The organism is Enterobacter sp. EGD-HP1 (genome assembly GCF_000733275.2).
In the GTDB taxonomy this organism is placed as follows: Bacteria; Pseudomonadota; Gammaproteobacteria; order Enterobacterales; family Enterobacteriaceae; genus Enterobacter.
Genome location: NZ_AVOP01000011.1, coordinates 14,092 through 34,230, shown reverse-complemented (window position 1 = coordinate 34,230; position 20,139 = coordinate 14,092). Strand labels below are relative to the sequence as shown.

Annotated in this window: 18 protein-coding genes; 13 read left to right on the top strand and 5 right to left on the bottom strand. The window is 58.4% G+C overall.

Annotated elements, in window-relative coordinates; all coding sequences use genetic code 11:
* The first annotated feature begins 1 nt into the window (after nucleotide 1).
* From arnC to arnF, 6 genes are read left to right on the top strand one after another with little or no spacing between them, the layout of a single operon-like run.
* Nucleotides 2-985, top strand: a complete 984-nt coding sequence (gene arnC / locus N037_RS08850; protein WP_023333737.1) for an undecaprenyl-phosphate 4-deoxy-4-formamido-L-arabinose transferase — start codon at nucleotides 2-4, stop codon at nucleotides 983-985.
* A complete protein-coding gene (arnA, locus tag N037_RS08845; protein ID WP_023333736.1) occupies nucleotides 982-2,964 on the top strand; it encodes a bifunctional UDP-4-amino-4-deoxy-L-arabinose formyltransferase/UDP-glucuronic acid oxidase ArnA in 1,983 nt (660 codons plus the stop codon). The genes arnC and arnA overlap by 4 nt, the downstream gene beginning before the upstream one ends.
* Nucleotides 2,961-3,863 (top strand): 4-deoxy-4-formamido-L-arabinose-phosphoundecaprenol deformylase, encoded by a 903-nt coding sequence (gene arnD, locus N037_RS08840; RefSeq protein WP_032640363.1) that lies wholly within the window; start codon nucleotides 2,961-2,963, stop codon nucleotides 3,861-3,863. The genes arnA and arnD overlap by 4 nt, the downstream gene beginning before the upstream one ends.
* Nucleotides 3,860-5,515: a lipid IV(A) 4-amino-4-deoxy-L-arabinosyltransferase gene (gene arnT, locus N037_RS08835; protein ID WP_023333734.1), complete on the top strand. Its 1,656-nt coding sequence runs from the start codon at nucleotides 3,860-3,862 to the stop codon at nucleotides 5,513-5,515. The genes arnD and arnT overlap by 4 nt, the downstream gene beginning before the upstream one ends.
* A complete protein-coding gene (arnE, locus tag N037_RS08830) occupies nucleotides 5,515-5,850 on the top strand; it encodes a 4-amino-4-deoxy-L-arabinose-phosphoundecaprenol flippase subunit ArnE (protein WP_023333733.1) in 336 nt (111 codons plus the stop codon). The genes arnT and arnE overlap by 1 nt, the downstream gene beginning before the upstream one ends.
* Nucleotides 5,847-6,227, top strand: a complete 381-nt coding sequence (gene arnF / locus N037_RS08825) for a 4-amino-4-deoxy-L-arabinose-phosphoundecaprenol flippase subunit ArnF (protein ID WP_023333732.1) — start codon at nucleotides 5,847-5,849, stop codon at nucleotides 6,225-6,227. Before arnE ends, arnF begins: the two co-directional genes overlap by 4 nt.
* On the opposite strand, the gene acpT is transcribed toward arnF, so the two are convergent.
* Both acpT and N037_RS08815 read right to left on the bottom strand, forming a co-directional pair.
* Nucleotides 6,184-6,804, bottom strand: a complete 621-nt coding sequence (gene acpT, locus N037_RS08820; protein ID WP_023333731.1) for a 4'-phosphopantetheinyl transferase AcpT — start codon at nucleotides 6,802-6,804, stop codon at nucleotides 6,184-6,186. The two genes, arnF and acpT, sit on opposite strands and share 44 nt — an antisense overlap.
* Nucleotides 6,805-6,908: 104 nt before the next feature.
* On the bottom strand, nucleotides 6,909-7,958 hold the full coding sequence (locus N037_RS08815; RefSeq protein ID WP_023333730.1) for an AI-2E family transporter: 1,050 nt from the start codon (nucleotides 7,956-7,958) through the stop codon (nucleotides 6,909-6,911).
* A gap of 145 nt (nucleotides 7,959-8,103) precedes the next feature.
* On the opposite strand from N037_RS08815, the gene N037_RS08810 reads away from it, so the two are divergent.
* Entirely contained in the window at nucleotides 8,104-9,321 is a 1,218-nt protein-coding gene (locus tag N037_RS08810) for an MFS transporter (RefSeq protein WP_023333729.1), read from the top strand.
* A gap of 4 nt (nucleotides 9,322-9,325) precedes the next feature.
* Here N037_RS08810 and N037_RS08805 read toward each other — a convergent pair whose 3' ends face one another.
* A complete protein-coding gene (locus N037_RS08805; RefSeq protein ID WP_023309515.1) occupies nucleotides 9,326-9,883 on the bottom strand; it encodes a DcrB family lipoprotein in 558 nt (185 codons plus the stop codon).
* A 72-nt stretch (nucleotides 9,884-9,955) separates the two neighbouring features.
* A complete protein-coding gene (locus N037_RS08800) occupies nucleotides 9,956-10,621 on the bottom strand; it encodes a 7-cyano-7-deazaguanine/7-aminomethyl-7-deazaguanine transporter (protein WP_023333728.1) in 666 nt (221 codons plus the stop codon).
* A gap of 167 nt (nucleotides 10,622-10,788) precedes the next feature.
* On the opposite strand from N037_RS08800, the gene tusA reads away from it, so the two are divergent.
* Nucleotides 10,789-11,031: a sulfurtransferase TusA gene (tusA, locus tag N037_RS08795; protein WP_008503071.1), complete on the top strand. Its 243-nt coding sequence runs from the start codon at nucleotides 10,789-10,791 to the stop codon at nucleotides 11,029-11,031.
* Nucleotides 11,032-11,095: 64 nt separating this feature from the next.
* Here tusA and yhgN read toward each other — a convergent pair whose 3' ends face one another.
* Nucleotides 11,096-11,689 (bottom strand): NAAT family transporter YhgN, encoded by a 594-nt coding sequence (gene yhgN, locus N037_RS08790; protein ID WP_003861574.1) that lies wholly within the window; start codon nucleotides 11,687-11,689, stop codon nucleotides 11,096-11,098.
* A gap of 177 nt (nucleotides 11,690-11,866) precedes the next feature.
* On the opposite strand from yhgN, the gene asd reads away from it, so the two are divergent.
* From asd to glgA, 5 genes are all read left to right on the top strand, one after another.
* Nucleotides 11,867-12,970, top strand: a complete 1,104-nt coding sequence (asd, locus tag N037_RS08785) for an aspartate-semialdehyde dehydrogenase (protein WP_023333727.1) — start codon at nucleotides 11,867-11,869, stop codon at nucleotides 12,968-12,970.
* 249 nt (nucleotides 12,971-13,219) lie between these two features.
* A complete protein-coding gene (gene glgB / locus N037_RS08780) occupies nucleotides 13,220-15,406 on the top strand; it encodes a 1,4-alpha-glucan branching enzyme (RefSeq protein WP_032640414.1) in 2,187 nt (728 codons plus the stop codon).
* Nucleotides 15,403-17,376, top strand: a complete 1,974-nt coding sequence (gene glgX, locus N037_RS08775) for a glycogen debranching protein GlgX (protein ID WP_032640359.1) — start codon at nucleotides 15,403-15,405, stop codon at nucleotides 17,374-17,376. Before glgB ends, glgX begins: the two co-directional genes overlap by 4 nt.
* A 17-nt stretch (nucleotides 17,377-17,393) precedes the next feature.
* Nucleotides 17,394-18,689 (top strand): glucose-1-phosphate adenylyltransferase, encoded by a 1,296-nt coding sequence (gene glgC, locus N037_RS08770; RefSeq protein WP_023333724.1) that lies wholly within the window; start codon nucleotides 17,394-17,396, stop codon nucleotides 18,687-18,689.
* Nucleotides 18,689-20,122 carry a glycogen synthase GlgA gene (gene glgA / locus N037_RS08765; protein WP_023309509.1) on the top strand — a complete coding sequence of 478 codons (1,434 nt, stop codon included), beginning with the start codon at nucleotides 18,689-18,691 and terminating at the stop codon, nucleotides 20,120-20,122. Before glgC ends, glgA begins: the two co-directional genes overlap by 1 nt.
* The last annotated feature ends 17 nt before the right edge of the window (nucleotides 20,123-20,139 follow it).

Below are 20,139 nucleotides of genomic sequence, written 5' to 3'. Positions count from 1 at the left end.
TATGTTCAGTGCACCGCCAGTACAAAAAGTTTCCGTGGTAATCCCGGTTTATAACGAGCAGGAGAGCCTGCCCGAACTGATCCGCCGTACAACGGCCGCCTGCGACACGATGGGCAAGGCTTACGAAATTCTGCTGGTGGATGACGGCAGCAGCGATAATTCCGCGCTAATGCTGACCGAGGCCGCGCAGGCTGAAGGCAGCCACATTGTTGCCGTGCTGCTCAACCGCAACTACGGCCAGCACTCGGCGATTATGGCGGGGTTTAGCCACGTCACGGGCGATCTGATCATCACCCTGGACGCTGACCTGCAAAACCCGCCGGAAGAGATCCCGCGTCTGGTCGCCAAAGCCGATGAAGGCTATGACGTGGTTGGCACGGTACGTCAGAACCGACAGGACAGCCTGTTCCGCAAGCTGGCCTCACGTACCATCAACCGTCTTATCCAGCGTACGACCGGTAAAGCGATGGGCGATTACGGCTGCATGCTGCGCGCTTACCGCCGCCATATTGTCGACGCCATGCTGCATTGCCATGAGCGCAGCACGTTTATTCCGATCCTCGCCAACACCTTTGCCCGTAAGGCAACGGAAATTCCGGTTCTGCACGCCGAGCGCGAGCATGGGGAATCGAAGTACAGCTTTATGCGTCTCATCAACCTGATGTATGACCTCATCACCTGCCTGACCACCACACCGCTGCGTCTGCTGAGCGTTTTCGGCAGCATCATCGCCGTGGCCGGGTTTGCGCTGTCCGTTCTGCTGGTGGTGCTGCGACTGGTCTTTGGCCCGCAGTGGGCGGCGGAAGGGGTCTTCATGCTCTTTGCCGTGCTGTTTATGTTCATCGGCGCCCAGTTTGTCGGGATGGGCCTTCTCGGTGAATACATTGGCCGTATCTATAACGATGTTCGCGCGCGTCCGCGCTACTTTATTCAACGTGTTGTCCGTCAGGAACACAAAGCATCTCAAGAGGAAATTCACCCATGAAAGCTGTTGTATTTGCCTATCACGATATGGGGTGCACGGGCACGCTGGCCCTGCTGGAAGCGGGCTATGACATTGCGGCAATCTTTACCCATCCGGACACGGCCGGAGAGAATAACTTTTTTGGCTCCGTGGCGCGTATCGCCGCCGAGCGCGGGATCCCGGTTTATGCACCGGACGACGTCAACCACCCGCTGTGGGTGGATCGCATCCGCGCGCTCGCGCCTGACGCGATCTTCTCGTTCTACTATCGCAACCTGCTCTCCGACGAAATCTTAGGTCTGGCCGCAAAAGGCGCCTTTAATCTTCACGGCTCTCTGCTGCCTGCCTACCGTGGCCGCGCTCCGCTGAACTGGGTGCTGGTAAACGGTGAAACGGAAACGGGCGTGACGCTGCACCGCATGGTGCGCCGCGCGGACGCGGGCGCTATCGTGGCACAGCAGAAGGTCGCTATTGATGCGGACGAAACGGCGCTGCAGCTGCATCAAAAGCTGAATGCGACGGCGCAGACGCTGCTGCGTGATGCCCTTCCCGCCATCCTCAACGGTACCTTCAGCGAGACCGCGCAGGATGAGAGCAAGGCAAGCAGCTTTGGCCGCCGCACGCCGGAAGATGGTCGTCTGGACTGGAATAAACCCGCCCGCCAGCTGCACAACCTGGTGCGCGCCGTGACCGACCCGTGGCCGGGCGCGTACAGCTTTGCTGGCGTAAGCAAATTTATCGTCTGGAAATCCCGCGTGCGTGACGACATCCCTGCCGCTAAACCGGGCACCGTCGTTTCTGTCTCCCCGCTGATTGTGACCTGCGGCGAGCAGGCGCTGGAGATCGTCACCGGACAAACCGACAACGGCCTGTACGTTCAGGGCACGCAGCTGGCACAGTCTCTGGGTCTGGTGGCCGGGGCGCTCATCACCAGCGCACCGGTTGTCGCCATCAAACGCCGTACCCGCGTGCTGATCCTCGGCGTGAACGGCTTTATCGGTAACCACCTGACTGAACGTCTGCTCAAAGACGATAACTACGAAATCTACGGTCTGGATATTGGCTCTGATGCGATCAGCCGTTTCCTCGACAACCCGCGTTTCCACTTCGTGGAAGGGGATATCAGCATCCATTCCGAGTGGATCGAATACCACATTAAAAAATGCGACGTGGTGCTGCCGCTGGTCGCCATTGCCACGCCAATCGAGTACACCCGTAACCCGCTTCGCGTGTTCGAGCTGGACTTCGAAGAGAACCTGAAGATCATCCGCGACTGCGTGAAATACGACAAGCGCATCATCTTCCCGTCCACGTCTGAAGTGTACGGCATGTGCACCGATAAGAACTTCGATGAAGACACCTCCAACCTGGTGGTCGGGCCGATCAACAAACAGCGCTGGATTTACTCCGTCTCCAAACAGCTGCTGGACCGCGTGATTTGGGCCTACGGTGAGAAAGAAGGTCTGCGCTTTACCCTGTTCCGTCCGTTCAACTGGATGGGGCCGCGTCTGGATAACCTGAACGCGGCGCGTATCGGCAGCTCCCGTGCGATCACCCAGCTGATCCTGAACCTGGTCGAAGGCTCGCCAATTAAGCTTATCGAAGGCGGGAAACAGAAGCGCTGCTTTACGGATATCAGCGACGGTATCGAAGCGCTGTTCCGCATCATCGAAAACAAAGATAACCGCTGCAACGGTGAAATCATCAACATCGGTAACCCGGACAACGAAGCGAGCATTCGCGAGCTGGCAGAGATGCTGCTGGCCAGCTTTGAGCGCCATCCGCTGCGCGATAAGTTCCCGCCGTTTGCCGGTTTCCGCGAAGTGGAAAGCAGCAGCTACTACGGCAAAGGGTATCAGGACGTTGAGCACCGTAAGCCAAGCATCCGCAACGCGAAGCGCTGCCTCAACTGGACGCCGACGGTGAAGATGGAGCAGACCATTGACGAAACGCTCGATTTCTTCCTGCGCACCGTGGAGCTCTCGGATCAGGCCTCATGAGAAAAGTCGGTTTACGCATTGATGTCGATACCTTCAGGGGAACGCGTGACGGCGTACCCAAACTGCTGGAACTGCTGAGCAAGCACGGTGTGCGTTCCAGCATTTTCTTCAGCGTCGGGCCTGACAACATGGGACGCCATTTATGGCGTCTGGTTAAACCGGCATTTCTGTTCAAAATGCTGCGCTCGCGCGCGGCATCCCTCTACGGCTGGGATATTTTGCTGGCCGGCACCGCCTGGCCAGGCAGACGCATCGGCGCGGGTAATGAAGCCGTTATCCGCGAGGCGGCCCGGCTACATGAGGTCGGCCTGCACGCCTGGGATCACCATGCCTGGCAAGCCTGGGCCGGCGTCTGGGACATCCCGCGCCTGGCCCGTGAGGTTGAGCGTGGGATGCTGGAGCTGGAGGCCATTACCGGTCAGCCCGTGCGCTGCTCCGCCGTGGCGGGATGGCGTGCGGATCAGCGCGTCGTGAAAGCCAAAGAAGCCTTCGCGTTTCGCTACAACAGCGATTGCCGCGGAACCGGGCCATTTTTGCCGCTGTTAGGCGAAAATCGCTACGGTACGGTGCAAATTCCAGTCACGCTTCCCACCTGGGATGAGGTGGTCGGGCGCGAGGTGAAGGCCGATGAGTTCAATCGCTACATTCTGGACCGCATCCATCGTGACGCCGGTACGCCGGTGTATACCATCCATGCCGAAGTGGAAGGGATTGCGTATCAGCATGATTTCGACGAACTGCTGACGATGGCCGCTCAGGAGGGCATTGAATTTTGCCCGTTGAGCGAGCTGCTGCCGGACGACCTCAGCACCCTGCCTGTGGGCAAAGTCGTACGTAATGAACTGGCTGGCCGGGAAGGCTGGCTTGGCTATCAACAAACCGTGAGTCCGGCCCCATGAAAACAGCCCGTTATGGCTTAGCGCTTCTCGCACTGTTTATCGTTTACTACCTCATTCCGGTCGATATCCGCCTGCTTTGGCAGCCTGATGAAACGCGCTATGCGGAAATCAGCCGCGAAATGCTGGCATCCGGAGACTGGGTTGTCCCGCATTTTCTGGGGCTGCGTTACTTTGAAAAACCGATTGCCGGCTACTGGATCAACAGTATCGGACAATTGCTGTTTGGGCATACGAACCTTGCCGTGCGCGCCGGATCCATATTCTCTACCGGGTTAACGGCGCTGCTGGTGATCTGGATGGCCTGGCGTCTCTGGCGGGATAAGCGGACGGCCATTTTCTCCGGCCTTATCTTCCTGACTCTGTTCCTGGTATATGGCATCGGCACGTATGCGGTGCTGGATCCTATCATCACCCTGTGGCTGGTGGCGGCGATGTGCAGCTTCTGGCTGGCGTCGCAGGCCCAAACCGTTGCCGGAAAAGCGGGTGGCTATGTGCTGCTTGGGCTGGCCTGCGGGATGGGGGTGATGACCAAAGGCTTCCTGGCGCTGGCGGTACCGGTGATTGGCGTCCTGCCGTGGGTAATTGCCCAGAAGCGCTGGAAAGAGGTGCTGATTTTTGGCTGGCTCGCGATCCTGAGCTGCGTGCTGATTGTTCTGCCGTGGGCGCTGGCCATTGCGCACCGTGAGCCTGATTTCTGGCGTTACTTCTTCTGGGTTGAGCATATTCAGCGTTTTGCCCAGAGCGACGCGCAGCACAAGGCCCCGTTCTGGTACTACCTGCCGTTCCTGATTGCGGGCAGCCTGCCGTGGCTGGCGCTGCTGCCCGGCGCGTTTCGTCTCGGCTGGAATGACAGGCAAAACGCCGGTGGCGGGTTCTATCTGCTGGGCTGGGTGGTGATGCCGCTGCTGTTCTTCAGCATCGCCAAAGGCAAGCTGCCGACCTACATCCTGCCGTGCTTTGCCCCGCTGGCTATCCTGATGGCGCGCTATGCCTGCCTCGCGGCGGAAAAAGGTGCCAGAGCGTTACGCATTAACGGCGGGATTAACCTGGCGTTTGGCGTCATCGGCGTGATAGCGGCGCTGGTGGTCTCGCCGTGGGGGCTGTCTAAGCATCCGGTCTGGACGTCGGTCGAACTGTATAAAGTCTTCTGTGCGGTGGTGGCGTTCCTCATCTGGGCGGCGGTAGGCTGGTTTACGTTCAGACAGAGCCAGCAGCGCTGGTGGCTGGCGGCACTGTGCCCAGCAGGGCTGGCGCTGCTGATTGGTTTTGCCATTCCTAATCTGGTGGTGGATTCCAAACAGCCGCAGTCGCTGGTGGATACCGTGCGCGAGCCGCTTCAGGACAGCCGATTCGTATTGGCTAATAACGTGGGCGTGGCCGCTGGCCTGGCCTGGGAGCTGAAGCGCAATGACATCACGATGTTCGATCAAAGCGGCGAACTGCGCTACGGGCTGGATTATCCCGATGCGAAAGATCGTTATGTTGATAAAGATGACTTCGCGCAGTGGTTGTCGGAGCATCGTCAGCAGGGGCGCGTATCGCTGGTGATTCTTCTGTCAAAACACGATGAAATCGCGCGTGCGAATCTGCCGAAACCGGACAGCCTGTATATCCAGGGCCGTCTGGCCTACCTGCAGTATCTGCCGAAGTGATGACCTGGATCTGGCTGATACTGGCAAGCTTGCTCAGCTGCGCGGGGCAGCTGTGTCAGAAACAAGCTACCCGTCCGGCGAAAGCCGGGCGGCGTGGGGTGCATATCGCACTGTGGCTGGGTTTGGCACTGCTGGCGCTGGGGAGTGGGATGCTGGTCTGGCTGGTGGTGCTGCAACGGCTGCCCGTTGGCATTGCCTACCCTATGCTGAGCCTCAATTTTGTCTGGGTGACGCTGGCTGCGAAGGCATTCTGGCGTGAGCACGTTGCTGCGCATCACTGGCTGGGCGTGGGGTTCATCATCATTGGGATTATTGTGCTGGGAGGAAGCCTGTGAAAGGGGCGTTCTGGGCATTATGCAGCGTGCTGTTAGTCAGCGCGGCGCAGCTGTTGCTGCGCGAGGCCATGCAGGCATTGCCACCGGTCAGTGAGGCCATGGTGTTTGTTTCCGCGCTGTGGCACTTCTCGTCCGGCACCGGTGCCCTGATGCTGGGGTTGATGGGGTACGTGGCCTCTATGGGCTGCTGGTATCTGGCGCTGCATCGTATGGCGCTCAGCAAAGCCTATGCCTTGCTGAGCCTCAGCTATATTCTGGTGTGGGGTGCCGCGATCCTGCTGCCGGGCTGGGAGGAGCGTTTTTCCTGGCACGGACTGGTGGGCGTCGGGTTTATTATTCTGGGGGTGTTGACGATTTTTCGGCCAGCACGTCGTTAGCGGAATGGATCAGCCCAGCCCTGAGCTCAAAGGGCGTCTCGGTACAGACCGCAAGACTCAGCGAGTCTATCCGGCAGTGGCTTACTGAGTGAAATGCGCGGGCAGTACTGTCAATGCTAACCATTTGCCAGGCGTGACCGCCGCTCTGTTTAACGATCGCTTCCTTCCGCGTCCAGATGCGCCAGAATGCGCTAAGCTGGCTCTCTGGCGTTTCCTTTTCCAGCTCTTCATGCTCGGCGCTGCTGAAGACGGCATTGGCGAGCGTGTGCCAGTTATCCTGGGGGCGAATACGTTCCAGTGAACAACCCACGTTACCTTCGTCACTGATAATTAACGCAATGTCATCATCCGAGTGGCTAAGGCTGAACCACAGCGGATAGTCGCCGGCAAAAAGGGGTTTCCCCTGTTCGTTGTGGATAATCTCCGGGAGTGACTTCGGCGCCAGCAGACGCGAAAGCAACCCGCGTCCCGCCAGCCAGCGCGCGCGCTGGGTGCCTTCGGGCGCGTGTCGGGAGAGTGCCTCTGCCCAGCGATTGGTGCTCAGCGAGGAGATTTTTCCCAGAAAAACCTGGTACATATAACGTCTGGCCTTCAGTCAAAACAGAGAGAGTCGCAAAGTTTCGCGGTGAAACCATTACTATAATCTATTGTCCCCGGTAATGGCTAACCATACGAGAATGCTTACCCAGGCAACCGGCTTTTCGGCCTCCCCGGCCCGAGCAGGATTGCCAGCTTGCTGCCGCCTTTGGTGGTTTCCATCCAGATTTTACATACGCTGGTCAGGGGGACCGACAGCAGCATGCCGACCGGGCCCAGCAGCCATCCCCAAATCAGTAAGGATAAAAACACCACCAGCGTCGACATGCCCAGCCGGTGCCCCATCATGCGCGGCTCAAGAATATTGCCCAGCACCATATGCACGACGAGGAACAGCGCGCCGACCAGCATGCATTCGTAGAAGCCGTTAAACAGAAACGCCTGAATCATCGGCGGCACGGCGGAAAGCACCGCGCCAATATTGGGCACGTAGTTCAGCAGAAAGGCCAGTACGCCCCACATCAGCGCGAACTGCACGTCCATCAGCATCAGCCCCAGCCAGACAATGATCCCGGTCCATACGCTCAGGAGCGTTTTCAGCGCCAGATATTTAGAGACGCCCTTCAGTGCCCGGTGTAAGCCGGCAATGTGAATTTGGGGATTATTTAACGCAAAGCGCAGCTTATAGGGAACGTGGCGCACTTCGAACAGCATAAATACCACCGTCATGACCAGCAGCAGAATGCTGGCCATCGCGCCGGAAAGCCCTGTCATCAGGGTGGTGGCGTAGGTCATGACTTTCTCGGAATCCATCCTGCGCAGCATCCGTTCGGGTGAGATATGCAGATTAAGGAAGGGCACCATCTCCTGCAGCGCCACAATCTTACGCGTCAGCTCTTTGTTGTACTGCGGCAGCATGGTGGAGAATTCGCTCAGCGAGGCCGCCAGCACGCCGACGAGCGCCGTCAGGGCAATCATCATCACGATGACGACGATGGTGATAGCGACCGGGCGGCTAACGCCCCGGCGGAGAAACCAGGTGACCAGAGGATTAAGCACAATGGCAAAAAAGAGCGCCAGCAGGAGCTGGACAATAATGTCGGCGGCAGCATGGATACCCGCAAGGATAACCACCAGACAGGCGAGTTTTAATAAGATGTGGAGTCCTGCTTTGTCGGACGGGTTAGCGATCATGCGTGTTCCTTAATGTGATGACCCGGTAAGTGTAGTGCCCGGGCTCCGCTTCGTCTGGCACCGTTAATCTGAAAGTCGGGGCTGATTTTCTTATTGCGCCGTGGTAATAGTGAAACACTGTTGTGAAAAACCCAGGTAGAACCCCATGCCCGAACCTGCCGCTGAACCGGCACTGAGCGGACTGCGCCTCAATCTGCGCATCGTTTCCGTTGTGATTTTCAACTTTGCCAGCTATCTGACCATTGGCCTGCCGCTGGCGGTCCTGCCGGGCTATGTCCATGACGTGATGGGCTTCAGCGCCTTCTGGGCGGGGCTGGTGATTAGCCTGCAATATTTCGCCACGCTCCTCAGCCGCCCGCATGCCGGGCGCTACGCGGACACGTTCGGTCCCAAAAGCATCGTGGTGGTGGGGCTGTGCGGCTGTTTCCTCAGTGGCCTGAGCTATCTGCTGGCTGCCGCAACCAGCCACTGGCCGCTGGTCAGCCTGGCGCTGCTCTGCCTGGGCCGCGTCATTCTGGGCATCGGGCAAAGTCTGGCGGGAACCGGCTCGACGCTGTGGGGCGTGGGGGTGGTTGGCGCGCCGCACATTGGCCGGGTGATCTCCTGGAACGGGATTGTCACCTACGGTGCGATGGCGCTCGGTGCGCCGCTCGGCGTGGCCTGCTATGCGCTTGGCGGGTTATATGGGCTGGCCATCACCATTATGGCGGTCGCGCTGCTGGCGATCCTCTTTGCGCTGCCGCGCCCGAAGGTGAAGGCCAGCAAAGGCAAGCCGCTGCCGTTTCGGGCGGTGCTGGGGCGCGTCTGGCCGTACGGCATGGCCCTGGCGCTGGCGACCACCGGCTTCGGCGTGATCGCGACCTTCATTACTCTGTTTTACGACGCGAAAGGCTGGGACGGCGCGGCCTTTGCATTAACCCTGTTCAGCTGTGCGTTTGTTGGTGCCCGCCTGCTTTTCCCTAACGGCATCAACCGTCTGGGCGGGCTGAATGTGGCAACGATCTGCTTTGCGATAGAGATTGTCGGGCTGCTGCTGACCGGAATAGCGATGGTGCCCTGGGTCGCCAAAGTGGGCGTGTTCCTCGCGGGGGCAGGCTTTTCTCTGGTCTTCCCGGCGCTGGGCGTGGTGGCGGTAAAAGCCGTGCCGCAGCAGAATCAGGGGGCGGCGCTGGCGACCTATACGGTGTTTATGGATATGTCTTTAGGGATTACCGGCCCGCTGGCGGGGCTGGTTATGGCCTGGGCAGGGGTTCCGGTGATCTATCTTGCCGCAGCGGGTCTGGTGGTGATTGCGCTGCTGCTGACGTGGCGGCTAAAAAAATGGCCCCCGGTGCAGGCACCGGAGGCCACGTCATCGTCGTGAAGCGTTACTGGATCACGATGGTGTTAATGATGTTTTCAGCAGCCGTCTGCGCTTTCTGCTGATCTTCCGCTGGCAGGGTGATCTGCAGGGTCAGCAGTTTGTTATCAACCTTGCCCAGCACCACAGAAGAGTAGGCGGTCTGGCCTTTGGCAGAGATGATGCTGTCGAGCTGTTGCAGCGTGTGGCCTTTCAGCTCGATGGATTTATTGGTGACGACCTGCAGCTGCGGATCGCGGCCGCGCTGCTGATCTTCCAGACGTTTGGACAGAACGGCCAGGTCTTCGCTGGTGTCGTCGCCCACAATGACAATGACCGCTTTCTGCCCGGTTGCGTCGGAGTAAACGTGCATGTTGTTCGCCTGGGTGCCCAGCTTGCCGCTCTGGTCAGTCATATCGGCTGGCAGAGAGAAACTGAGTTTGCCATCCATCAGATTCACCGGCTGGCCGGTCGCGTTGCTCTCTGCGGATGCGCCCTGAGCAGGCGTTTTCGTGTCGCTGTTATCACAGGCTGCAAGACCCACAACCAGCAGGCCAATCCCGACATATTTAACCAGATTGCGCATTGACTTCTTCCTTTCGATAAACGGCCATAACGGCTCATTCGCTCATCTTATCACAACTGATAAAGCGAACCCTTAACCAGCCTGCAATGCCGTGATTTCAGATTTATCTGCCAGCCTTTTCAGCAGCATATTGAGCAGCACGCCGTACATCGGCAGGAAGAAGACAATGCTGATGAGGACCTTGAAGCAGTAGTCCACCAGCGCGATTTCCATCCAGTGCTCAGCCATGAACGCATCCGGGCTGCGCCAGAAGGCGATGAAGAAGAAGGCCAGCGTATCGCTCACGTTACCGAACAGCGTTGAGGCGGTGGGGGCCATCCACCAGCGATGATTCTGACGCAGGCGGTTAAACACGTGCACGTCGAGGATCTGCCCCAGCGCGTAGGCCATAAAGCTTGCCGCGGCGATACGGGCAACAAACAGGTTGAAGTGGGTTAACGCCTCAAAGCCCTGCCAGCTTCCCATATAAAACAGAGAGGAAACCCCGTACGAGATGAACAGCGCTGGGAGCATGACGGCAAAAATAATGCGGCGAGCCAGCGGTGCGCCAAAGATACGCACGGTCAAATCGGTCGCGAGGAAAATAAACGGGAAGCTGAACGCGCCCCAGGTGGTATGAAAACCAAAGATGGAGATCGGGAGCTGCACCAGATAGTTGCTGGAGGTGATCACCAGCAAATGGAAAAGCGAAAGCCAGAACAACGCTTTTACGCGCTGTGATTCAGAAAACGACGTCATATTGTGACCTTTTTATACGTTGGGGTGAGGGAACCCAATAAAAACCGCAGCATGATACTGCTTTGGCAGGACATTGCAATGGTTAGTTTTTACGCAATCGTTAACCTGGTTTGCATTGATCGCAACCGGGCGTAAACTACAGCCGTTTTTACCAGACCGAGAAGACCATGACCGACCTGTTTTCCAGCCCAGACCACACCCTTGATGCCCAGGGCCTTCGCTGCCCGGAGCCGGTAATGATGGTACGCAAAACCGTGCGCAACATGCAGACCGGTGAAACGCTGCTGATTATTGCCGACGACCCGGCCACGACCCGCGATATTCCCGGTTTTTGTACCTTTATGGAGCATGAGCTGGTGGCACAGCAGACCGAGGCGCTGCCGTACCGGTATTTGATTCGTAAGGGTTAGATGGGCTGTCCTCTGCGGCCTGATGCCCTCACCCCGGCCCTCTCCCACGAGGAGAGGGAGAAAGTCATCCTTTCATCCACGCCCTGATCCCATCCAGGAACATCTGCGTCGCCATCATCACCAGAATCAGCCCCATCAGGCGTTCCAGCGCGTTTACCCCTTTTTCGCCCAACAGGCGCAGGAACAGGGACGACTGCAGCAGGATAATGAACGTCCCGCCCCAGGCGATCAGCAGGGCAATCACCAGATGGCTCATCTGGTTCGGATACTGATGCGACAGCAGCATCAGCGTGGCCAGAATGGTTGGCCCGGCGACGAGGGGGATCGCCAGCGGCACAATAAACGGCTCTTCACCCGCAGGCAGGCCGCTGCTGCTGCCTTCTGCGCTCGGGAAAATCATCTTAATGGCAATCAGGAACAGAATAATCCCGCCGGAAATCGACACGGTTTCGGCGCGCAGGTTCAGGAACGCGAGAATTTTTTCACCCGCAAACAGGAAGATAAACATCACCAGCAGGGCGATGAGCAGCTCGCGGATCATGATCGCCCGGCGGCGCTTCGGCTCGGTGTGCTTCAGCACCGACATGAAGATCGGCAGGTTACCCAGTGGATCCATTATCAGGATCAATAAAACCGCTGCGGAAATGATTTCACTCATGTAAATTATCCCTGAATTTCTCTATGGTTATTATGATAATTAGCTGTATTTCTGATTGCCGGGCAATCATCGATTAATTTCGCTTGCGACTTTGGCAGCATTTTGTAATGTGAAGCATATCCCAGTTCAATACTGGCTTGCACAAACAGCACACACCCTCAGCAGGAAAAAAATGCTATGAAAAACGTTGGTTTTATCGGCTGGCGCGGTATGGTCGGCTCTGTACTCATGCAACGCATGGTTGAAGAGCGCGATTTCGACGCTATCCGCCCGGTCTTCTTCTCCACTTCCCAGCTCGGCCAGGCTGCTCCGTCCTTTGGTGGTACCACAGGCACGTTGCAGGATGCTTACGATCTGGAAGCGCTGAAGGCACTCGACATTATTGTGACGTGCCAGGGCGGCGATTATACCAACGAAATCTATCCAAAGCTGCGTGAAAGCGGCTGGCAGGGCTACTGGATTGACGCGGCCTCTTCGCTGCGTATGAAAGACGATGCCATCATCATTCTCGACCCGGTTAACCAGGGCGTCATCACCGACGGCCTGAACAACGGCGTGAAAACCTTTGTCGGCGGCAACTGCACCGTCAGCCTGATGCTGATGTCCCTCGGCGGCCTGTTCGCGCAGGATCTGGTGGAGTGGGTCTCCGTGGCGACCTACCAGGCGGCGTCCGGCGGCGGCGCGCGCCACATGCGCGAGCTGCTGACCCAGATGGGCCAGCTGCACCACAGCGTTGCGACCGAGCTGGCAAACCCGGCGTCCGCGATTCTTGATATCGAGCGTAAGGTCACCCAACTGACCCGCAGCGGCGAGCTGCCGGTGGATAACTTCGGCGTACCGCTGGCCGGTGGCCTGATCCCGTGGATCGACAAACAGCTGGATAACGGCCAGACCCGCGAAGAGTGGAAGGGCCAGGCTGAGACCAACAAAATCCTCAATACCGCGAACACCATTCCGGTTGACGGTCTGTGCGTGCGTATCGGCGCGCTGCGCTGCCACAGCCAGGCCTTCACCATTAAACTGAAAAAAGATGTGTCTATTCCGACCGTGGAAGAGCTGCTGGCCGCGCACAACCCGTGGGCGAAAGTGGTGCCAAACGATCGCGATATCACCATGCGCGAGCTGACCCCGGCTGCCGTTACCGGCACGCTGACCACGCCGGTTGGCCGTCTGCGCAAGCTGAACATGGGGCCGGAGTATCTCTCCGCGTTCACCGTTGGCGACCAGCTCCTGTGGGGCGCCGCCGAGCCGCTGCGTCGCATGCTGCGCCAGCTGGCGTAATAATTTGTTAACTACAGGGGGTGATTTTCACCCCTTTTTTTTGCGTACTACATGGAGTAACACGCGTATGTCTTATTTTTTATCAGGAGTCATCTAGAGCGTTGGCTATGCTTTAAGGAAGAGTCATTTCTTACCTGAGGTTCGAACGGAGCAGAATGGATGCACATTTTTGTGCTGTCCCGTTCAGGTCACATTAAAAGTCGTCCCGGAGCGCTTAAAAAGGACGACATAAAAAACAGGATGAATACCATGTCCGATCGTGTGGATAGAGACGTGATTAATGCGCTTATTGCGGGTCATTTTGCTGACCCCTTTTCTGTGCTTGGGATGCATCAAACTGAGGATGGCCTTGAAGTTCGGGCACTGTTACCGGATGCCACAGAGGTCTGGGTGATTGAACCCAAAACTGGCCGCAAGGTCGGTAATCTTGAATGCCTCGATTCCCGTGGCTTCTTCTCGGGCGTAATGCCCCGCCGTAAAAACCCTTTTCGCTATCAGCTCGCCGTCCTCTGGCACGGTCAGCAAAACCTGATTGACGATCCTTACAGCTTTGGCCCTCTGCTTAAAGAGATGGATGCCTGGCTGCTCTCCGAAGGAACGCATCTTCGCCCTTATGAAACGCTGGGTGCCCATGCCGATACCATGGACGGCATTACCGGCACGCGGTTCGCCGTGTGGGCGCCTAACGCCCAGCGCGTCTCCGTTGTCGGTCAGTTCAACTACTGGGACGGTCGCCGCCATCCGATGCGCCTGCGCCGGGAAACCGGCATCTGGGAGCTGTTTATCCCCGGCGCACATCCCGGGCAGCTTTATAAATTCGAGATGATCGACGCCAACGGCAAGCTGCGCATTAAAGCCGACCCGTACGCCTTCGAAGCGCAGATGCGCCCGGATACCGCGTCGCTGATTTGCGGCCTGCCTGAGAAGGTCGTTCAGACGGAGGAGCGCAAACGGGCCAACCGCTTTGATGCGCCGATCTCCGTCTATGAGGTACACCTTGGCTCCTGGCGTCGCCACACCGATAACAACTTCTGGCTGAGCTACCGGGAGCTTGCCGACCAGCTGGTGCCGTATGCCAAATGGATGGGCTTTACTCACCTTGAGCTGCTGCCGGTCAACGAGCATCCGTTTGACGGCAGCTGGGGCTATCAGCCCACCGGGCTGTATGCGCCAACGCGCCGCTTCGGCACGCGCGATGACTTCCGCTATTTCATTGATGCCGCGCACGCCGCCGGGCTGAACGTCATCCTCGACTGGGTGCCGGGCCATTTCCCGTCGGATGATTTTGCGCTGGCAGAGTTTGACGGCACGAAGCTGTACGAGCACAGCGACCCGCGCGAAGGCTATCACCAGGACTGGAACACGCTGATCTACAACTATGGTCGCCGTGAGGTCTCAAACTACCTGGTCGGGAATGCCCTGTACTGGATCGAGCGGTTTGGTATTGATGCCCTGCGCGTCGATGCGGTGGCGTCGATGATCTACCGCGACTACAGCCGTAAAGAGGGCGAGTGGATCCCGAACGAGTTTGGCGGCCGTGAAAACCTGGAAGCGATTGAGTTCCTGCGCAATACCAACCGCATTATCGGCGAGCAGGTGGACGGTGCCGTGACCATGGCGGAAGAGTCGACCGACTTTGCGGGCGTCTCCCGTCCGCCGTCATTAGGCGGCCTGGGGTTCTGGTATAAGTGGAATCTGGGCTGGATGCACGACACGCTCGATTACATGAAGCTGGATCCGGTTCACCGCAAGTACCATCACGATAAGCTGACGTTCGGGATGCTCTACAATTACACCGAAAACTTCATGCTGCCGCTGTCCCACGATGAAGTGGTGCACGGCAAAAAATCCATTCTCGACCGCATGCCGGGCGACGCGTGGCAGAAGTTCGCCAACCTGCGCGCCTACTACGGCTGGATGTTTGCCTTCCCGGGCAAAAAACTGCTGTTTATGGGCAATGAGTTCGCCCAGGGACGCGAGTGGAACCACGACGCCAGCCTCGACTGGCATCTGCTGGAAGGCGGTGACAACTGGCACCACGGGGTGCAGCGTCTGGTGCGCGACCTGAACCTGACCTACCGCCACCACAAAGCGCTGCACGAGCTCGACTTCGATCCGTACGGCTTTGAGTGGCTGGTGGTGGACGACCACGAGCGCTCGGTGTTTGTCTTTGTGCGCCGCGACAAGGCGGGTAACGAGATCATCGTCGCCAGCAACTTCACGCCGGTGCCGCGCGAACACTACCGCTTCGGCATTAACCAGCCGGGCAAATGGCGCGAAATTCTGAATACCGACTCGATGCACTACCACGGCAGCAACGCCGGTAACGGCGGGCTGGTACAGAGCGATGCCATCGAAAGCCACGGGCGACCCAACTCCCTGAGCCTGACGCTGCCGCCGCTTGGCACCATCTGGCTGATGCGGGAGGGCGAATGACGCAGCTTACGGCAGGTGAACCCGAACCGCTCGGCGCGCGTTTTGACGGAAAGGGTGTCAATTTCACCCTCTTTTCCGCTCACGCTGAGCGGGTAGAACTGTGCGTGTTTGATGGGGAAGGTAACGAGCACCGTTACGATTTACCCGAGCGCACGGGGGATACCTGGCACGGCTACCTGGCCGGAGGACGGCCAGGCATGCACTATGGCTTTCGCGTACACGGTCCGTGGGATCCGGCGCAGGGGCACTGGTTTAACCCGGCGAAGCTGTTGATTGACCCGTGCGCGCACCGCGTGGACGGCGAGTTTAAAGACGACCCGCTCTTCCACGTGGGCTACGGCGAGCCCGACCACCGCGACAGTGCGCCCGTCGCGCCAAAAAGCGTGGTGGTGAACGATCTTTATGACTGGGAAGACGATGCCCCGCCGCAGACGCCGTGGGGCAATACCGTCATTTATGAAGCCCACGTCAAAGGGCTGACGTACCTGCACCCGTCGATCCCCAAAGAGATGCGCGGCACCTATAAGGCGCTCGGGCATCCCACCATGATCGCCTACCTGAAACACCTCGGCATCACCGCCCTGGAACTGTTGCCCGTTGCCCATTTTGCCAGCGAGCCGCGTCTGCAGCGGCTGGGGCTGAGCAACTACTGGGGCTATAACCCGCTGGCGATGTTCGCGCTCGAGCCGCGCTATGCCGCCCATCCGGAAAAGGCGCGGGACGAGTTCCGCGATGCGGTGAAGGCGCTCCACGCGGCGGGCATTGAGGTCATTCTGGACGTCGTGCTGAACCACAGCGCAGAAAGCGATCTCGACGGTCCGACGCTCTCCATGCGCGGAATTGATAACCGTAGCTATTATTGGATCAGGCAGGATGGCGATTATGAGAACTGGACCGGCTGCGGTAACACGCTCAACCTCAGCCATCCGGCGGTCACGCATTTTGCTTATGAGTGCCTGAAATACTGGGTAGAAACGTTCCACGTCGACGGTTTTCGTTTCGACCTGGCGCCCGTCATGGGGCGCACGCCGGCGTTTAGCCAGCAGGCGCCATTGTTTGAGGCGATAAAAAACTGTCCGGTGCTCTCGCAGGTGAAGCTCATCGCGGAGCCGTGGGACATCGGTGACGGCGGTTATCAGGTCGGGAATTTCCCGCCGCTGTTTGTCGAGTGGAACGACCACTACCGCGACGCCGCGCGACGCTTCTGGCTGGAGCGGAATCTGTCGCTGGGGGAATTTGCCGGGCGCTTTGCCGCATCCAGCGATCTCTTTAAGCGCGACGGCAAACGCCCGTCGGCCACTGTTAATCTGTTGACGGCGCATGACGGTTTTACGCTCAGGGACTGCGTTTGTTTCAATCAGAAACACAATGAGGCAAACGGCGAAGAGAATCGCGATGGCACTAACAATAACCATAGCTTTAATCATGGTATAGAAGGGTTAGGCGGAAGCCTTGACGTTATCGAGCGGCGACGCGCCAGCGTGCATGCGCTGCTGACAACGCTTTTACTGTCGCAGGGCACGCCGATGCTGCTGGCGGGCGACGAGCACGGCCATAGCCAGCACGGTAACAACAATGCGTATTGCCAGGATAACACCTTAACCTGGCTCGACTGGGGTGAAGCCAACAGTGGGCTGATTCATTTTACCGCTGCGCTGATCCATCTTCGCCAGCAGATCCCCGCGCTGACCGCCAACAGCTGGTGGGAAGAGGGTGACGGCAACGTTCGCTGGCTGAATAAAGACGCGCAACCGTTAAGCGCGCAAGAGTGGCAACACGGCGTACCACGCCTGCAAATCCTGCTCTCGGATAAATGGCTGGTTACGCTGAACGCGACGGATGACGTCGCAGAGATTGTTTTACCTGAAGGGGAATGGCGAGCTGTTCCCCCCTTTGCCGGAGCGGATAATCCGGTAGTAATGGCTGTCTGGCACGGGCCTGCGCACGGAGTGTGCGTATTCCAAAGATGATAAAAAAGGAGTTAGTCATGGTTAGATTAGAGAAGAACGATCCCTTAATGTTGGCACGCCAGCTACCATTAAAAACGGTTGCCCTGATACTTGCGGGTGGGCGTGGTACCCGTCTGAAAGATTTGACCATCAAGCGCGCCAAACCGGCTGTTCACTTTGGTGGTAAGTTCCGTATCATCGACTTTGCGCTCTCCAACTGCCTGAACTCGGGCATTCGCCGTATTGGCGTCATCACGCAGTATCAGTCGCACACGCTGGTTCAGCATATCCAGCGCGGCTGGTCATTCTTCAGCGAAGAGATGAACGAGTTTGTCGATCTCCTGCCCGCTCAGCAACGCGTTCACGGCGAGAACTGGTACCGCGGGACGGCGGATGCGGTGACGCAGAACCTCGATATCATTCGTCGCTACAGCGCGGAATACATCGTGATCCTCGCCGGGGACCACATCTACAAGCAAGATTACTCCCACATGCTCATCGACCATGTCGAAAAAGGGGCGCGCTGCACCGTGGCGTGTCTGCCTGTGCCCGTTGCTGAAGCGACGGCGTTTGGCGTGATGCACGTGGATGCCGACGACAAAATTATCGACTTTGTTGAAAAACCGGCGAACCCGCCAACCATGCCGGGCGATGACACCAAATCGCTCGCAAGCATGGGGATTTATGTCTTTGATGCAGATTATCTTTATGAACTGCTGGAAGAGGACGACAAAGACGAAAACTCCAGCCACGACTTCGGGAAAGACATCATTCCGAAAATCACGAAAGCTGGCATGGCGTATGCACATCCTTTCCCGCTGTCCTGCGTGCAGTCCGACCCGAATGCGGAACCCTACTGGCGCGATGTGGGAACCCTGGAAGCGTACTGGAAAGCGAACCTCGACCTGGCGTCGGTTACGCCTGAGCTGGACATGTACGACCAGAACTGGCCGATTCGTACCCATATGGAATCGCTGCCGCCGGCCAAATTTGTTCAGGATCGCTCCGGCAGCCACGGCATGACGCTGAACTCGCTGGTGTCCGGCGGGTGCATTATCTCCGGTTCGGTGGTGGTGCAGTCGGTGCTGTTCCCGCGCGTGCGGATAAATTCATTCTGTAATATCGATTCGGCAGTCTTACTGCCTGATGTCTGGGTAGGTCGCTCGTGCCGTCTGCGTCGCTGCGTGATCGATCGTGCCTGCGTCATTCCCGAAGGGATGGTGATTGGTGAAAACGCCGAAGAAGACGCGCGTCGTTTCTATCGTTCGGAAGAGGGGATCGTGTTAGTCACACGGGAAATGTTGCGGAAGCTGCAGATCAAACAGGAGCGATGATGCAGGTTTTACACGTATGTTCTGAGATGTTCCCGTTGTTAAAAACGGGCGGTCTGGCAGATGTTCTGGGTGCATTACCGGCAGCGCAAATCGCCGGAGGCGTGGATACCCGAGTCCTGCTGCCCGCCTTTCCGGATATCCGGCGTGGTATTCCCGATGCAAAAGTGGTGACCCGCCGTGAAACGTTTGCCGGACGCATCACCCTGCTGTTTGGACATTACAATGGCGTAGGGATTTACCTGATCGACGCGCCTCACCTGTACGACCGACCGGGCAGCCCGTATCACGATACGAACCTGTTCGCCTATACCGACAACGTGCTGCGCTTTGCGCTGCTCGGCTGGGTCGGCGCAGAAATGGCGACGGGGCTGGATCCGTTCTGGCGCCCGGATGTGGTGCACGCGCACGACTGGCACGCCGGGCTCGCCCCGGCGTATCTCGCGGCGCGCGGCCATCCGGCCAAATCGGTCTTTACCGTGCATAACCTGGCGTATCAGGGGATGTACTATGCCCATCACATGAGTGAAATCGATCTGCCATTATCGTTCTATAACATGCACGGGCTGGAGTTTAACGGGCAGATCTCGTTCCTGAAAGCCGGGCTGTACTATGCCGATCACATCACGGCGGTGAGCCCAACCTACGCCCGTGAGATCACCCAGCCGGAGTTTGGCTACGGTATGGAAGGGTTGCTGCAGCAGCGCCACCGCGAAGGCCGCCTGTCGGGCATTCTGAACGGCGTGGATGAACAGATCTGGAGCCCGGAAACCGATCTCCTGCTGGCGGCGCGCTATGGTCGTGATTCCGTGGAGGACAAAGCGGAGAACAAACGTCAGCTGCAGATTGCGATGGGCCTGAAGGTTAACGACAAGGTGCCGCTGTTCGCGGTGGTCAGCCGCCTGACCAGCCAGAAAGGGCTGGATCTGGTGCTGGAGGCGCTGCCCGGTTTACTGGAGCAGGGCGGGCAGCTGGCGCTGCTCGGCGCGGGCGACCCGGTGCTGCAGGAAGGTTTCCTTGCCGCCGCGGCGGAACATCCGGGGCAGGTGGGCGTGCAGATTGGCTACCACGAAGCGTTCTCGCACCGCATCATGGGCGGCGCGGACGTCATCCTGGTGCCAAGCCGTTTCGAACCCTGCGGCCTGACGCAGCTTTATGGCCTGAAATACGGCACGCTGCCGCTGGTACGCCGCACGGGCGGACTGGCGGACACCGTATCCGATAGCTCTCTGGAAAACCTGGCGGACGGTATCGCCAGCGGGTTTGTCTTTGAGGACAGTAATGCCTGGTCGCTGCTTCGGGCGATTCGGCGTGCTTTCGTCTTGTGGTCCCGTCCATCGCTCTGGCGTTACGTTCAGCGTCAGGCGATGTCCATGGACTTTAGCTGGCATGTCGCGGCGCAGTCATACCGCGATCTCTATCAACGCTTGATGTAACGAGGCGAAGTTACTGA

Bases quoted from the DNA above. Each gene is read 5' to 3' on its own strand.
- tusA (WP_008503071.1), top strand. From the start codon at position 10,789: ATGACCGACCTGTTTTCCAGCCCAGACCACACCCTTGATGCCCAGGGC.
- glgC (WP_023333724.1), top strand. From the start codon at position 17,394: ATGGTTAGATTAGAGAAGAACGATCCCTTAATGTTGGCACGCCAGCTA.
- arnA (WP_023333736.1), top strand. From the start codon at position 982: ATGAAAGCTGTTGTATTTGCCTATCACGATATGGGGTGCACGGGCACG.
- asd (WP_023333727.1), top strand. From the start codon at position 11,867: ATGAAAAACGTTGGTTTTATCGGCTGGCGCGGTATGGTCGGCTCTGTA.
- N037_RS08810 (WP_023333729.1), top strand. From the start codon at position 8,104: ATGCCCGAACCTGCCGCTGAACCGGCACTGAGCGGACTGCGCCTCAAT.
- acpT (WP_023333731.1), bottom strand. From the start codon at position 6,804: ATGTACCAGGTTTTTCTGGGAAAAATCTCCTCGCTGAGCACCAATCGC.
- arnE (WP_023333733.1), top strand. From the start codon at position 5,515: ATGACCTGGATCTGGCTGATACTGGCAAGCTTGCTCAGCTGCGCGGGG.
- glgB (WP_032640414.1), top strand. From the start codon at position 13,220: ATGTCCGATCGTGTGGATAGAGACGTGATTAATGCGCTTATTGCGGGT.
- yhgN (WP_003861574.1), bottom strand. From the start codon at position 11,689: ATGAGTGAAATCATTTCCGCAGCGGTTTTATTGATCCTGATAATGGAT.
- glgX (WP_032640359.1), top strand. From the start codon at position 15,403: ATGACGCAGCTTACGGCAGGTGAACCCGAACCGCTCGGCGCGCGTTTT.
- N037_RS08815 (WP_023333730.1), bottom strand. From the start codon at position 7,958: ATGATCGCTAACCCGTCCGACAAAGCAGGACTCCACATCTTATTAAAA.
- arnC (WP_023333737.1), top strand. From the start codon at position 2: ATGTTCAGTGCACCGCCAGTACAAAAAGTTTCCGTGGTAATCCCGGTT.
- N037_RS08800 (WP_023333728.1), bottom strand. From the start codon at position 10,621: ATGACGTCGTTTTCTGAATCACAGCGCGTAAAAGCGTTGTTCTGGCTT.
- arnD (WP_032640363.1), top strand. From the start codon at position 2,961: ATGAGAAAAGTCGGTTTACGCATTGATGTCGATACCTTCAGGGGAACG.
- N037_RS08805 (WP_023309515.1), bottom strand. From the start codon at position 9,883: ATGCGCAATCTGGTTAAATATGTCGGGATTGGCCTGCTGGTTGTGGGT.
- glgA (WP_023309509.1), top strand. From the start codon at position 18,689: ATGCAGGTTTTACACGTATGTTCTGAGATGTTCCCGTTGTTAAAAACG.
- arnT (WP_023333734.1), top strand. From the start codon at position 3,860: ATGAAAACAGCCCGTTATGGCTTAGCGCTTCTCGCACTGTTTATCGTT.